The sequence below is a fragment of the Gemmobacter serpentinus genome (assembly GCF_008973825.1).
Classification (GTDB): domain Bacteria; phylum Pseudomonadota; class Alphaproteobacteria; order Rhodobacterales; family Rhodobacteraceae; genus Gemmobacter; species Gemmobacter serpentinus.
The window spans coordinates 247,095-262,040 of the sequence record NZ_WCHR01000007.1 but is presented as its reverse complement, the minus strand read 5'-3'; the positions used below and the strand labels follow the sequence as shown (position 1 = coordinate 262,040).

Here is a 14,946-nt window from a genome sequence, read left to right as displayed (position 1 = left end):
CCCAAAGCGCGGCCAGCTCCCCCGACCCGCACTGGATGCGGGCCATGGCGCAGTTCCAGCACAGAAAGCTGTCACGAAGCTGACATGGGGGACAGAAACTGCAAAATTTGCAGGCGGTTTGTAAAAACTAGCGGCCTGACAGCGCCGTGTTCCAGCGTGCGATCAGGCGCTGGCGCGTGGCCTGGTCCAGATAGGCCAGCAGGCCGGGGCTGACCGGCACGGGTTTCAGGCGCAGCCCGCTCAGATCCTGCATCCCGCCGGCCGGGCTGGTGCGCCCGGCGACCTCAAGGCTGACGGCGGGCAGGCGCAATTCCTCTGACAGCAGTTTCTGGCCCGGGGGGGACATCAGGAAGGCCAGAAAATCGGTGCCCAGGTCACGGTCACGCGCGGCCTCTGGCACCAGTGCCACCCGCGACACCACCACGGTGAAATCCCGCGGCAGGATCAGCCCGACATCGGGGTGTTGTCGCGCCCATTCCGCGACATAGGAGCCCAACAGGTTGTATCCCACCGCCAACCGCCCGTCGGAGATGCGCTGCAACAGCTCGCCACTGGTCGGGTATTGCTGCACATGCGACCGCCCCATCGCGGCCACCACCGACCAGATCTGCGGATAGAGATCCTGATCGCGGGCCAGAAACAGATAGCCCACGCCAGACCGCGATATGTCATAGGTGCCGATCCGTCCCTCGGCCTGTTCGGGATGTTCAGACATCCAGCGCATCAGATCGGCGCGAGTCGCCGGGGGCGGATGGTCGGTGAAGCTCGGTTTGTGATAGGCGAAGACCGCCGGTTCAAAGGTCAGCGCATAGGCCGTATCGCGCCAGTTCGCCCAATCCGGCCAATCCGGCGTGTCGGCGGTGATGACCGCGCGGGCATAGCCGTCATTGGCAAGTTTGACCTGCAGATCCATTGCAGACGAGAACGCGAAATCCGCGGTGCCCTTGCCTGCCTTGGTTTCTGCCACGATCCGGTCGTGCAATTCGCCGGTCAGCAAATCCTCATAGCGCACAGCCACATCGGGGGCCTGCGCCTGATAGGCGGCAATCAACGGCGCGGCCAGATCGGTATCCAGCGAGGAATAGATCACCAGATGGCGCAGCGCGTGGCCCGACAGGGCGGGAAACTCGGTCACCTCAGCCGCGCGCGCAGGCAGCGCGAGACTGGCCAGCAGCGCAAAGGCGGCGGGCAAGGCAGGGCACAAAGGGGGGAAGCGCAGCCGCATGAGACGCAATGTTGCCCGACGACTGCCATGTTCACAAGCGGACATTGGCCCGTTAGGCTGCATCTCAAGGGGGAAGCTGCGTGCGCATCTTGCTGGTCGAGGATAATGAATCACTGGCCGAGGGCCTGTCGGCGCTATTGCGCCAGACCGGCTATGCGGTGGATGTGGTGCATGACGGTGCCTCGGCCGAGGCTTTGGCCATGGCCGAAAGTTTCGATCTGGTGATCCTTGACCTGAACCTGCCACAGATGGACGGGCTGGATGTGCTGCGCGCGATGCGCGGGCGGCGCAATGCAGCGGCGGTGATGATCCTGACCGCGCGCGGTGCCCCGGATGAACGGGTGCGCGGCCTTGACCTTGGTGCCGATGATTACCTGATCAAACCCTTTGATATTGGTGAGTTCGAGGCGCGGGTGCGGTCGCTTTTGCGGCGGCAGGCCGGGTTGAAGACCTCCACAATCAGTTTCGGTGATCTGGTGTTCGATCTGACCGCGCGCAGCTTTTCGGCGCAGGGCCTGCCGCTGGACCTGCCCGCGCGCGAACGCGGCTTGCTGGAACTGTTGATCCTGCGGGCAGGCAAGGTGGTCGCGCGCGAGGCCATCGTGCAGTCGCTGACCTCGCTGGAGGATGACCTGTCCGCCAATGCGATCGAGCAATATGTCAGCCGCTTGCGCAAACGGCTGGCCCCTGCGGGCCTGACAGTGAAGACCGCGCGCGGCATCGGCTATTTCCTCGACCGGGCCGCATCGTGACGAATCTGGCGGCGGGCGATCGGTTGAAGGCGGGGTTGGCCGAGAATGGCCTGGCGGGGACCGACCTGGCAGAGGCGGGGCTGCAGGCCACCCATTCGCTGCGCCGCAGGCTGCTGGCATGGTTGCTGATCGCGACCGCCGTCATTGGTGTCGCGGCCCTGATCGACACATGGTTTGAGGCGATGCGCACCGCAACGGCGTTGGCCGACCGGGTTCTGGCCGGATCGGCTCTGGTGATCGCCGAACGCGCATCCCTGGCCGGTGATGGGCAATTGGCCATCGAGATCCCCTATGGCGCGCTTGAAATGCTCAGCTCCGCTGCGCAGGACCGGGTATTTTACCGCGTCGACGGCCCGCCGGGCCATATGGTGACGGGCTATGCCGAATTGCCGGTGGCGCGGGCCCAGCCCGGTGGTGATCCGGCCTTTGCCGATGGCATGTTCAATGGTGTGCCGGTGCGGGTTGCCAGTCTTGCCCGTGCGGCCTCTACCGGGATTGATGAGGTGCCGTTCGTGGTGACGGTGGCCGAAACCACCCATGCGCGTGAGGTGCTGACCCGGACAATCCTGCTGCGTTCTGCCCTGCGTCTGGCCGGGATGATCGCCGGGGCGGCACTGATCGTCTGGATTGCGGTGACGCTGTCGCTGCGCCCGCTTTATCGCCTGGGAGACGAGATCGCGGCGCGCAGCCCCGATGACCTGAGCCCGATTGAAACCCGTGTGCCGTCCGAGGTGCGCGGTTTGGTGGATACCGTCAATTCCTTCATGCGCCGGCTGAAGACGGCGCTGGACGGGATGCGCAACTTCACCGGCAATGCCGGGCACCAGTTGCGCACACCGCTGACCGTGGTGCGCACACAACTGGCGCTGGCCGCCCGCGCTGCGACCTTGGCCGAGGCGCAATCCGCTGCCGCCAAGGGCGATGCGGCGGTGGCTCATGCCGAGCGCATTCTGGCGCAGCTTTTGCTGCTGGCCCGGGTGGATGCGGCGGGCGGCGAAGGGCCTGCCTTCGATCCGCTGGATCTGGTGGCGCTGGCCCGCGATCTGACCGCCGACCACATCCCCGCCGCCGCCGAGGCCGGGATCGATCTGGGCTTTGAGGGCACCGGGCTGCTCTTGGTGCGGGTGGAACCGCTGCTTCTGGGGGAAGCGCTGCACAATCTGATCTCCAACGCGCTCCTTTATGCCGGGCGCGGCACCGAGGTCACGGTGCGGGTGCGGGCCACGGGTGCCCAGGCGCTGCTGGAGGTCGAGGATAACGGCCCCGGTCTGCCTGCCCCGGCCCGGGCAAATGTGGTCACGCGCTTTGCACGCGGCAATGACAGCACGCCCGGCATGGGGCTGGGTCTGCCGGTGGTCGAGGAGATCGCGGCGCTGTTCGGGGGCGGGCTGGTTCTGGATGCAGGCGCAGGCGGGCGTGGGCTGCGTGCGGGCATCCGCTTGCCGCTGGTCGCGTGAGGCGCGGATGGCCGTGACGCTGACGCTTGAGGGCCGCAAGATCCCAGATATTGCCGGATTTTACGCCGAGCTGAACCGGGTCTTCATGGCGGATGAGGACTGGCAGCTTGGTGCCAGTCTCGATGCGCTGGATGACCTGTTATATGGTGGCTATGGCGTCTTGCGGAATGCGGGGCCGGTGACGGTGATCTGGCAGGATAGCGCGATCAGCCGCACGGGCCTTGGGCGTGACGCGACCCGCGCCTATTATCGGGCGAAACTGGATCAACCGGGCCGGTTTGATGTCTCCCGCATCGCGCAGGATCTGGCGGCGCTCGAGCGTGGCGAAGGCCCGACCTATTTCGAGATCGTCTTGCAGATCTTCACAGGTCACCCTGAAATCACGCTGGTTCTGGCCTGATGGCCAGCGTCAGATCCGCTGCCCGGCCAGCAGTTTCGGCAATTCGCCGGTCAGCCCCGCCGCTTGCCGCATGAAGCCGCGCCGCAGGCCGGGCAGGGCATTGACCAGCCCGAGGCCAAGGTCACGGCCCGCGCGCAGGATCGGATTGCCGTTGGAAAACACCCGGTTCACCGTATCCATGCCAAGCGCCAGCGTGGTGCTGTCAAACCGCCGCCAGCGTTGATATTGCTCCAGCGTGGTCAGGCTGCCGAAATCCTCGCCGCGCCGCGCAGCCTCGATCACCACCTGCGCCAAGGCACCGACATCGCGCAGGCCAAGGTTCAACCCTTGCCCGGCGATGGGGTGCACGCCATGGGCGGCATCACCCACCAGCGCCACGCGGGGCCCGACAAAGCTGGTGGCAAGCGTCAGGTTCAGCGGATAGGTGAAACGCGCGCCCGCAAGCGCGATCTCACCCAGAAAATCACCAAAGCGCGGGCGAAGCGCCGCCAGATAGTCGCGGTCACCCAATGCCTGAATGGCCTGGGCTGCGGCCTCAGATTCGCTCCAGACAATGCTGGAATGATGGCCGCCCGCCAGTGGCAGAATGGCCAATGGCCCTGCGGGCATGAAGAACTGATGCGCGGTGCCTTCGTGGTTTTTCTCGTGCCGGATCGCGGTGACCAGCGCGGTTTGCCCATAGCCCCAGCCGGTGCGGCGGATGCCCGCCCGCGCCGCCACCCCCGATTGCCGCCCGTCGCAGCCAACCAGCAGCCGCGCGGCGATCCGGCGACCAGATGCCAGCGTGACCGTCACGCCCTGCGCGCCAACCTCTTGCGCCACAACGCTGTCGCCGGACAGCAGCGTGACGCCCGTGGTCTCGCGTAGGGCCGACAAGAAGGCCGCATAAAGATGGCGATCCTCCACCATGAAGCCCATCGGGCCTTCCTCAAGCTCTGCCGAGTCAAAACCCAGCCAGAATGGTGAGGCACCTTGTCCCGCCACACCATCGCTTGCGGTGATCTTCAGGATCGGCTGGAAACTGTCGACCCTTGGCCAGACCCCGGTCACCGCCAGCAGGCGTTTGGAGGCCAAGGCCAGCGCATAGGCGCGCCCGTCAAAGCCCGCCTCAGCCCGCGCAGGTGCGGGGCGGCTGTCCACCACGGTGACGCGCAGGCCGCCTTGGGCCAGCGCCAGCGCCAAGGCGGGGCCATTCAGCCCGCCACCCGCAATCAGAATATCGCAATCTTCGCTCATGCCGCCAATATGGGCGATGCTTCGGGATTGTCCATGCGCTGTCTCGCCGCTAGCGTGGCTGCAAATCAGGAGGGTCGCGCGATGATGGACAAATGGCTGGGCCGCAGCGCCGCCGATCTGGGGCGCGCCATCGAGGCGGGCAAGATCAACCCGGTCGATCTGACCGAGGCCTATCTGGAGGCGATCGCCAAACACCCCGAGGCCAAGCAGATCTATGCCCGCACCACCGCCGATCATGCGAGGTCAACCGCCGTTGCGGCCGCGGGGCGGCAGCGCGCGGGCACGCGCTTTGGTCCGCTTGATGGTGTGCCGCTAAGCTGGAAGGACAATTTCGATGTCGCAGGCGTGGCCTGCGAGGCAGGATCGGCGCTGCTGAAAGGACGGGTGCCCGCGCAGGATGCCGAGGTGTTGCATACTGCGACGACCCAGGGCCTGGTCTGCCTTGGCAAGACCCATATGACGGAACTGGCCTTTTCCGGGCTTGGTCTGAACCCGGTGACGGCCACGCCGCCCTGCATCAACTTTCCCGGGGCGGTGCCGGGGGGCTCGTCTTCCGGGGCTGCGGCCTCGGTCGCCTTCGGGCTGGCACCTGCGGCGATCGGGTCGGATACCGGCGGATCGGTGCGGGTGCCCGCGGCCTGGAATGATCTGGTCGGGCTGAAAACCACCCATGGACGGTTGTCGCTGAAGGGGGTGGTGCCGCTCTGCGAGCAGTTCGATACCGTCGGGCCGCTGGCCTCCACCGTTGAGGATTGCGCGCTGATCCTGTCGGTGCTGACCGCGCGGCGCGCGGCCGATCTGAAGGGGGCGACCCTGACCAATGCGCGTTTCGGTGTGCTGGATACCATCGCCTTTGATGCGATCCGCGAGGCACCCGCCAAAGGGTTCGAGGACGCGACCCGCCGCATGGCCAATGCCGGGGCGACCATTGAACATTTCACCGCCCCCGAGGTCGAGGAGGCGATGCAGCTTGCCGGTTATCTTTTTGCACCAGAGGCTTATGCGATCTGGGGTGATACGATCGAGGCCGCGCCGCAAAAGATGTTTCCCCCCATCCTGGAACGCTTCCGCGCGGGCGGCAGCGTGAAGGCGACCGAATATGTGAAGGCCTGGCGCCGGTTGCAGGATCTGCGCAAGGCCTGGGAGCGGCGGACGGGCGGCTTTGACGCGGTGCTGATCCCGACCGCGCCGATCCTGCCGCCCGATGCACAGCGCCTGATCGATGATCCGGCCTATTTCAGCGCCGAAAATCTGCTGGCGCTGCGCAATACCCGCATCGGCAATATGATGGGGCTTTGCGTGCTGACGCTGCCAACCGTGCAGCCTTCTTGCGGCATTTCGCTGATGGGGCCCGCGATGCAGGAAGAACGGCTGTTGCGGCTGGGCGCTGCGGTAGAACAGGCGCTGCGCTGAGGGCGCGGCCTTCGATCTGATGCGACCTGGCTGCTGCGGATGGTGCCGGGGCAAAAACGCCACAACCTGTGTGAGCCTACCACCTTTGGTGTGTCGTTTTGCTGGACCGGGAAGCGGTTGCCCGTTATCGTCAGGTCAAACGGGGCGATACGACCCCGATATGAGGCAGTATAATGGCGTTTCCTGAGCGGTTCTCGAGCCTGCCGGATTATGCGTTTCCGCGTCTGCGGAAGCTGATCGATCATCTCCCCCCCGGGGGCGAGCCCATTGCCATGACCATTGGCGAACCGCGCCATGCCATGCCCGATTTTGTGGGACAGATCCTTGCGGCCAATCTGGGTGGCTTCGCGGTTTATCCGCCCAATGACGGGACGCCCGGCCTGCTGTCCGCGATTTCTGACTGGGTCAAGCGGCGCTACGGCGTGACGTTGGGCACGGATCGCCTGATGGTGCTGAACGGCACGCGGGAAGGGCTCTATAATGCCTGTATCGCGCTGTGCCCGGAAACCAAGAACGGCAAGCAGCCCGCCGTTCTGTTGCCGAACCCGTTCTATCAGGTCTATGCCGTGGCTGCGCTGACAGTTGGGGCAGAGCCGGTCTATGTGCCCGCAGGGGCCGCCACCGATTTCCTGCCCGATTATGCCAGCCTGCCCGCCGATCTGCTGGATCGCGTGGGTGTGGCCTATATCTGTTCGCCTGCCAATCCGCAGGGCGCGGTGGCCAGCCGCGAATATTGGAAGACCCTGTTGGCTTTGGCGGAAAAGCACGATTTCCAGATCTTTGCCGATGAATGCTATTCGGAGATCTGGCGCAGCGCGCCGCCTGTCGGCATTCTGGAAGTGGCCGCCGAGATCGGTGCCGATCCCGAACGTGTGGTGACCTTTCAGTCGCTGTCGAAACGGTCGAACCTGCCGGGGCTGCGATCGGGTTTTGTCGCTGCCGGGCCGCGCAGCATGGAGCGGTTGCGCCAGTTGCGTGCCTTTGCCGGGGCACCGCTGCCCCTGCCGCTGCAACATGTGGCCGAGGCGGCATGGCGCGACGAGGCGCATGTCGACGCCTCGCGCCTGCTCTATCAGCAGAAGTTCGACGATGCCGAACGGATCTTTGCCGGAATGCAGGGCTATCGCACGCCGGAGGGCGGGTTCTTCCTGTGGCTGCCGGTGCCTGACAGCATCGGTGACGGGGCGGCAGCGGCGGTAAAACTCTGGACCGAGACCGGGCTGCGCGTCATTCCGGGCGGTTATTTCTCGCGGGATGTGGATGGCCACAATCCCGGCGATCCTTATGTGCGGGTGGCGCTGGTGGCGCCGCGCGATGAAACCGAACGCAGCCTCTTGAAGCTGCGCGATTGTCTCTACGGGTGAGGTCAGGATGGCACTGTATCATATGCGTCAACGCGACCCGCTGGTGGATCCCAACACACAGGCCGCCCTGGAACGCCGCGCGCGTGAACTGATCGGCATCGGCCTGATGGCGCTTGCGACCATCTTTGTCGCCATGCTGCTGAGCTATTCGCCCGAGGATCCGGGTTGGCTTGTGGCCTCGGATCAACCGATCAGCAATTGGCTGGGCGGGCTTGGGGCGGCCATCGCCTCGACGCTGATGATCATCATCGGGCGTGGCGCATGGGCGATCCCGCTGATCCTGTTTGCCTGGGGGATGCGCTTCGTGCTGCATCGCGGGGCGGATCGCGCGATCTCGCGCATGGTGTTTGCCTTGATCGCGGTGGCGATGGCTGCGGCCTTTGCCGCGACCCATGTGCCGGGCACAGCTTGGGAGGCCGCGCATACATTTGGCCTTGGCGGACGCTTTGGCGATGCGGTGGTGGGGGCATTGCTGGGGGTCGCCCCGGTGAAGGCCACCTTTGGTCTCAAGGTGATGTCGCTGCTGATGGGCCTTGGCATGTTGGGGATGCTGTTGTTCGTCACCGGCTTTGATCGTGATGAACTGGCGGCGATCCGGCATTTCCTGATGGTCGGATCGGTGATGACCTATTCCCAGATCATGCAATTGGCCGGGCGCGGCGGGGCAGGGGCCCTGCAGGCCGCGCAATCGCTGCAGGAACGTCAGTGTCAGCGTCGCGCCAATGCGCAGGCTCAGCGCAGCGCCGAGGCTGAAAGCCATCTGCTGAACCCGGTCAATCTTTCGGCCCCGCCGCCGATGGGGGCCGCCATGCCGCGCAGCCGGGTGATCCGCGCCGAGGCCGCGCCGATGCAATCGGGCTATGACCATCATCTGGCCGATGATGATCTGGTCTATGACGAGGATTGCGGCCCCGCCCCGGATTTCGGTCTGGCAGCCCCCATGGGGGCCCAGACCCCTCGGGGCGCGCCGGTCCTGCCCGCGTCACGCGCCTTCATGGCGGAACCGACCCAGATGGCCGCCACACATTATGCGCCGGAACCCACGATGGCCGCGCCGCAAATTTCCGCCCCCCGCAAGAAAGAGGGGTTGCTGGGCCGTCTGTTCTTTGGGTCCAACGATGCCGATCTGCCCCCTGCCGAATTGCCTGTCGAAGAATATGCCATGTCCCAGGACGACTTGCCTTCCGAAGATCGCATCAAGGCCCGCATCTCTGATGTTATCCGCAACCGCGTGCGGCTGGGCAAGGGGGCGGCTGCGCCGCAACCGCATATGACACCGCTGCAAGCCGCGATCGCGCGGCGCGAACCGGCATTGATGCGCCGCAATCCGCCGGTGACCCGGACAGAGCCGCCGGTTGTGGCAGGCCCCCTGCCGGATATGGACCCGGCCCTGGCCACCGGGCCGCTGACCGCTGTATCGGCTGCGGTCGCCTCGGCCGCGTCGCGTGCCGCCGCTGCACAGGCTCAGCTGGCAGAGCAACAGGCGATACAGCAGGCCGAAGCGCAGGCGGCCGCCCGCGCGGCTGCGGCCAATGCCGCGGTGGCGGCTGCGGCAGAGGCGCGCAGACAGGCACTGGAGCGGGTGCAAGGCCCGGATGGCACTGGCGCGCGGCCCGCGCCCCTGATGTTGCAGGACGCGATTTCGGCGCAGTCCGCTGGTGCAGCCCTCCGGCTGGAACCCCAGATCCATCGCCTCGCCCCGAAAATGGCCCCCCCCAAACCTGCGGCGCCGGTGAACGCGCAATCTGTGACAGCGCAGCCTGCCCGCGTGGTTTCTGCGGCGGCGGCGGCCTCGGCTGTGGCGGCGGCGATCCGTGCCGGGGCTGCCCGTGCGCAAGGCATCGCGCCCGTGCCCCAGGCCCCGCAAGCTGCGCGCCCCGCCCCGCTGAACCGGCCGCTGGAGATGGCCGCACCGCAGGTTCAGATGCCGGTGGCCCCGCAAGTTCAGACCCCGGTTGCACCGCAGGTTGGGGCTCCGCAGCGCCCTGCGGAATCCGATTGGCAGGACGATGCCGATTGGCAGGTGGAAGCCGATTGGCCGCAAGAGCACGCAAGCAGCCCTGCGCCGGTTGCGGATCTGCGCGCCTATCGCCCGGCATCACCGGCCCCGGCCTTCCTGCGCCGTGGTGCCGAGGAGCCGATGCCGGTCGAGGCCGCCGATTGGCAGCCCGAGGGATATGGCGATTACGATGCCGATGCGGCGTTTGATGCGGCCTTTGATGATGCCTTCGACGGCGGCGCAGAAGATGGCTTTGAGGTGCAGGATGCCATGATGGCACCGACCCACGCACCCGCCAATCCGATGCCGCTGCGTGTCAGCCCCAGCCGCGATACTGGCATGGCCCCGCGCATGTCGGCACCGCTGGTCGCACCAGAGGTGAAGCGCGGCGTGGTGCAGCATCCGTTGAAAAAGCAGGTTCAGCCCTCCACCCGCGCGGTGGCAGAGGCCCAACCCCGCCTGCGGTTCGAGGAGCAGATGGCGCAGGCCTATGAACTGCCGCCGCTGTCGCTTCTGGCCTCGGCCGCCACCGTGCAGCGCCATACGCTGTCGGATGAGGCGCTGGAGGAAAATGCCCGGATGCTGGAATCCGTGCTGGATGATTATGGTGTGAAGGGCGAGATCGTCTCGGTCCGTCCCGGCCCCGTCGTCACCATGTATGAGCTGGAACCCGCGCCGGGCCTGAAGGCCAGCCGGGTGATCGGTCTGGCTGACGATATTGCGCGTTCGATGTCGGCGCTGTCTGCCCGCGTCTCCACCGTGCCGGGACGGTCGGTGATCGGCATTGAATTGCCCAATGCCACCCGCGAAAAGGTGGTGCTGCGCGAGATCCTGGCCGCCCGCGATTTCGGCGACAGCAACATGCGGCTGCCGCTGGCGCTTGGCAAGGATATCGGCGGCGATCCGGTGGTGGCAAACCTGTCGAAAATGCCCCACCTGCTGATCGCAGGGACCACTGGCTCGGGCAAATCGGTCGCGATCAACACGATGATCCTCAGCCTGCTTTACAAGCTGACACCAGAGGAATGCCGGTTGATCATGATCGACCCCAAGATGCTCGAACTGTCGGTTTATGATGGCATCCCGCATCTTCTTTCGCCCGTGGTGACCGACCCGAAAAAGGCGGTTGTCGCGCTGAAATGGGTCGTGGGCGAGATGGAAGAGCGGTATCGCAAGATGTCCAAGATGGGCGTGCGCAATATCGACGGCTATAATGGCCGCGTCCGCGAGGCGCAGGCCGCGGGCGAGATGTTCAAGCGCACGATCCAGACCGGCTTTGACGAGGATACCGGCGAGCCGGTTTTCGAGACCGAGGAATTCGCGCCCGTGGCGCTGCCCTATATCGTCGTCATCGTCGACGAGATGGCCGACCTGATGATGGTCGCAGGCAAGGAGATCGAGGCCTGCATCCAGCGTCTGGCGCAGATGGCGCGCGCCTCGGGTATCCACCTGATCATGGCGACGCAGCGGCCGTCGGTCGATGTCATCACCGGCACCATCAAGGCGAACTTCCCCACCCGGATTTCCTTCCAGGTGACGTCGAAAATCGACAGCCGCACCATTCTGGGGGAACAGGGTGCCGAACAATTGCTGGGTCAGGGCGACATGCTGTATATGGGCAATGGTGCGCGCATCACCCGGATCCACGGCCCCTTCGTCAGCGATGAAGAGGTCGAGGAAATCGTGAACCACCTGAAATCCTTCGGCCCGCCGCAATATATGTCGGGCGTGGTCGAGGGACCGGAGGATGATGTCGCGGGGGATATCGACGCGGTGCTCGGTCTCAATACCGGCGGCAATACCGAAGGCGAGGATGCGCTTTACGATCAGGCGGTGGCAATTGTCGCCAAGGATCGGAAATGTTCCACCTCTTATATCCAGCGCAAGTTGGGCATCGGCTACAACAAGGCCGCCCGCCTTGTGGAGCAGATGGAGGAACAGGGTGTGGTCACCGCCGCAAACCATGTCGGCAAGCGCGAGATCCTGATCCCCGAGGCCTGATTTCGGTGTGAGTTTGCATGGAAAGGCGCGGGCGGGTCCCGCGCCTTTTGCATTTGGCCCCATGGCCGAATCTGCGCGCCCATGCTAGGTCTGGTGACATGAAACTCGATACCCCCAAGATAACGCGTCCCGTGATCCGCCAGCTGGATGAGGCGGCGATCAACCGCATCGCCGCGGGTGAGGTGGTGGAACGCCCGGCCTCGGCGGTGAAGGAACTGGTCGAGAACGCGCTGGATGCGGGCGCGCGCCGCATCACGGTGGAGTATGCCGATGGCGGCAAGACGCTGATCCGCATCACCGATGATGGCTGTGGCATGACGGCAGAAGACCTGCCACTGGCCTTGTCGCGGCACGCGACCTCCAAGATCGACGGCTCCGATCTGCTCGATATCCGCAGCTTCGGCTTTCGCGGCGAGGCCTTGCCCAGCCTTGGCGCGGTGGGGCGGTTGAACATCACCTCGCGCGCGGAAGGGCACGAGGCGGCATGTATCACGGTCGAGGGCGGCCGGATGGGGCCGGTGCGCCCGGCTGCCCTGACGCGTGGCACGGTGGTTGAACTGCGCGATCTGTTCTTTGCGACGCCCGCGCGGCTGAAGTTCATGCGCAGCGACCGCGCCGAGATGGGCGCGATTGCCGATGTGGTGAAGCGTCTGGCCCTGTCGGAACCGCATGTCGGCTTCACCCTGCGGGATGTGACGGGCGGGGGCGAAGGCCGGGTGGTGTTCCGGGCCGAGCCGGAAAATGGTGATTTCTTCGATGCCTTGCAGGGCCGGCTGGCGCGGGTGATCGGGGCGGATTTCACCGAAAACGCTCTGCGCATCGATCTGGAGCGCGACGGCTTGCGGCTGACTGGCTATGCCGCCTTGCCGACCTATTCGCGCGGGTCTTCGGCTGCGCAATTCCTGTTCGTCAATGGCCGTCCGGTGCTGGACAAGCAGCTGTTTGGTGCCCTGCGCGCTGCCTATATGGATGTGCTGTCGCGCGACCGGCACCCGGCGGCTGTGCTCAATATTCAATGCGACCCCGCGCGGGTGGACGTGAATGTGCATCCCGCCAAGGCCGAGGTTCGGTTCCGCGAACCGGCGCTGGTGCGCGGGCTGATCGTGTCGGGTCTGCGGCTGGCCTTGACGGGCGCGGGGCATCGTGCGTCCTCCACCGTCGCGGATGAGACGCTGGAGGCGTTCCGCGCCGAGCCCGCGCCTGCGGCATCGATGCCTGGCGGCCCGCGCGTCTATCAGATGGATCGCCCCACGCAGGCAAGTTTCGCCCGCGCCTATACCGCGCAGGCTCCGGCACCGCTGCCGGATTTCGGCTTTGCCGAGGCGCCTTCGGCGCGAATCGAGGCCGTTGCCGCGCCCCTGCCCGACCTGACCGAACGCCCCCTGGGTGCGGCACGTGCGCAGGTGCATGAAAACTACATCATCGCGCAGACCGCGCGGGGCATGGTCATCGTGGACCAGCACGCCGCGCATGAGCGGCTGGTCTATGAGCGACTGAAAGCCCAGGCCGCGGCGCATGGGATCACCGCCCAGGCGCTGTTGATCCCCGAAATCGTTGACCTCTCCGAACCCGATGCTGCGCGTCTTCTTGAGGTCGCCGAAGATCTGGCGGCGCTTGGTCTGGTCATCGAGGCCTTTGGCGGCGGGGCGATTGCGGTGCGTGAAACGCCTGCGCTGCTGGGGCGGATCGATGCCGCGGCGCTGATCCGCGATATCCTTGATGATCTGGCGGATCTGGGCAGTTCCGATCGTTTGCGCGGGCGGATCGACGCTGTGCTCAGCCGTATGGCCTGCCATGGCTCTGTGCGTTCTGGTCGCCAGATGCGCGCCGAAGAGATGAACGCGCTGCTGCGCGAGATGGAGGATACGCCGATGTCGGGGCAGTGCAATCATGGCCGCCCGACCTATGTCGAGCTGAAGCTGGCCGATATCGAACGCCTGTTTGGACGCCGCTAGATGCTTCGTATCGGCACAATCGAGCTGGCTTGGAATGATCCGGTCGTGCTGGCCGTGGCGGCAGTTCTGCTGCTGCTGTTCGTCATGCTGCTCCTGATCTTGCGCGCCTCTGGGCGGGTGGCGGAGCCGCTTGCGCAGCAGATCGGATGGTTGGGGCAGCGCGTCCAGTCCCTGGCGGAAGGGCAGGAGCGTCTCGCGGGAGGGCTGCATCACGTTTCCGAGGCCCAGGCGATGAGCCAGAGCGCGATGCTGCAGGTGATGGAGCAGCGTCTGGCCGAAGTGCAGCGGCAGATGGGCGAAAGCCTGCAGGGCAGCGCCACCCGGACGGCCCGCAGCCTGGGTGATCTGCATCAACGGCTGGAAACGATCGACAAGGCGCAAGCCAATATCGAGAAACTCTCTGGTAACGTTCTGTCTTTGCAGGATATTCTTTCGAACAAGCAGACCCGGGGTGCTTTTGGCGAGATCCAGCTGCATGATATTGTGCTGAAGGCGCTGCCGTCGGATGCCTATACGATGCAAGCGACGCTTTCCAACGGGCGGCGGGCGGATTGCCTGATCCATCTGCCCAATCCGCCTGGCCCGATCGTCATCGACAGCAAATTTCCGCTTGAGGCCTATGAGGCGCTGCGGCGCGCCCAGAATCAGGCCGATCTTGATATGGCGGCGCGCCTTTTGCGCAGTTCTGTGCGGGCGCATATCAAGGCCATTGCCGAGAAATATATCCTTGAAGGCGAGACGGCGGATGGTGCGCTGATGTTCCTGCCCTCTGAGGCGGTTTACGCCGAGCTTCATGCCAATTTTCCGGAGTTGATTCGTGACGGTTTCGCCGCCCGGGTCTGGATCGTGTCGCCCACCACCTGCATGGCCACGCTGAACACCATGCGCGCTGTGTTGAAGGACGCCCGGATGCGCGAACAAGCTGGCGCGATCCGCAAGGAATTGGCCATGCTCTATCAGGATGTCTCGCGGCTTGGGGATCGCGTTGGCAATCTGGATCGCCATTTTGGCCAGGCCGCGAAGGACCTTGAAGATATCCGAATTAGTGCCGAGAAAGCGGGCAAACGCGCGCGCCGTCTGGACAATTTTGATTTTGAGGAACTTGCGCCCGAGACATCGACGATGATCGGAAGCGGGCCTTAAT

Annotated in this window: 10 protein-coding genes; 8 read left to right on the top strand and 2 right to left on the bottom strand. The window is 65.4% G+C overall.

Going from position 1 to position 14,946, the window contains the following annotated elements:
* Positions 1-127: 127 nt before the first annotated feature.
* The gene (locus GBJ34_RS05890) at positions 128-1,192 is read right to left on the bottom strand and encodes an ABC transporter substrate-binding protein (RefSeq protein ID WP_226341056.1); all 1,065 of its coding nucleotides are present in this window, start codon (positions 1,190-1,192) and stop codon (positions 128-130) included.
* A 113-nt stretch (positions 1,193-1,305) separates the two neighbouring features.
* On the opposite strand from GBJ34_RS05890, the gene GBJ34_RS05885 reads away from it, so the two are divergent.
* The 3 genes from GBJ34_RS05885 to GBJ34_RS05875 are packed head-to-tail and all read left to right on the top strand — an operon-like array spanning position 1,306 to position 3,834.
* Positions 1,306-1,977 carry a response regulator gene (locus tag GBJ34_RS05885; protein WP_151718330.1) on the top strand — a complete coding sequence of 224 codons (672 nt, stop codon included), beginning with the start codon at positions 1,306-1,308 and terminating at the stop codon, positions 1,975-1,977.
* The gene (locus GBJ34_RS05880; protein ID WP_226341055.1) at positions 1,974-3,434 is read left to right on the top strand and encodes a sensor histidine kinase; all 1,461 of its coding nucleotides are present in this window, start codon (positions 1,974-1,976) and stop codon (positions 3,432-3,434) included. Before GBJ34_RS05885 ends, GBJ34_RS05880 begins: the two co-directional genes overlap by 4 nt.
* A gap of 7 nt (positions 3,435-3,441) precedes the next feature.
* On the top strand, positions 3,442-3,834 hold the full coding sequence (locus GBJ34_RS05875; protein ID WP_151718329.1) for a barstar family protein: 393 nt from the start codon (positions 3,442-3,444) through the stop codon (positions 3,832-3,834).
* Positions 3,835-3,843: 9 nt separating this feature from the next.
* Here the strand turns inward: GBJ34_RS05875 and GBJ34_RS05870 are convergent, their stop codons facing one another.
* A complete protein-coding gene (locus tag GBJ34_RS05870) occupies positions 3,844-5,070 on the bottom strand; it encodes an FAD-dependent monooxygenase (RefSeq protein WP_151718328.1) in 1,227 nt (408 codons plus the stop codon).
* Between the two features lie 84 nt (positions 5,071-5,154).
* On the opposite strand from GBJ34_RS05870, the gene GBJ34_RS05865 reads away from it, so the two are divergent.
* The 5 genes from GBJ34_RS05865 (at position 5,155) to GBJ34_RS05840 (ending at position 14,945) form a co-directional block, all read left to right on the top strand.
* The gene (locus GBJ34_RS05865) at positions 5,155-6,483 is read left to right on the top strand and encodes an amidase (protein ID WP_151718372.1); all 1,329 of its coding nucleotides are present in this window, start codon (positions 5,155-5,157) and stop codon (positions 6,481-6,483) included.
* Between the two features lie 173 nt (positions 6,484-6,656).
* Positions 6,657-7,847, top strand: coding sequence for an aminotransferase class I/II-fold pyridoxal phosphate-dependent enzyme (locus tag GBJ34_RS05860; protein ID WP_151718327.1), 1,191 nt, complete (start codon positions 6,657-6,659; stop codon positions 7,845-7,847).
* A gap of 7 nt (positions 7,848-7,854) precedes the next feature.
* Complete coding sequence (locus tag GBJ34_RS20720; protein ID WP_404811405.1) at positions 7,855-11,847, top strand: DNA translocase FtsK; 3,993 nt, start codon at positions 7,855-7,857, stop codon at positions 11,845-11,847.
* A gap of 98 nt (positions 11,848-11,945) precedes the next feature.
* Positions 11,946-13,802 (top strand): DNA mismatch repair endonuclease MutL, encoded by a 1,857-nt coding sequence (gene mutL / locus GBJ34_RS05845; protein ID WP_151718326.1) that lies wholly within the window; start codon positions 11,946-11,948, stop codon positions 13,800-13,802.
* Positions 13,803-14,945, top strand: coding sequence for a DNA recombination protein RmuC (locus GBJ34_RS05840; protein WP_151718325.1), 1,143 nt, complete (start codon positions 13,803-13,805; stop codon positions 14,943-14,945).
* Position 14,946: the final 1 nt, after the last annotated feature.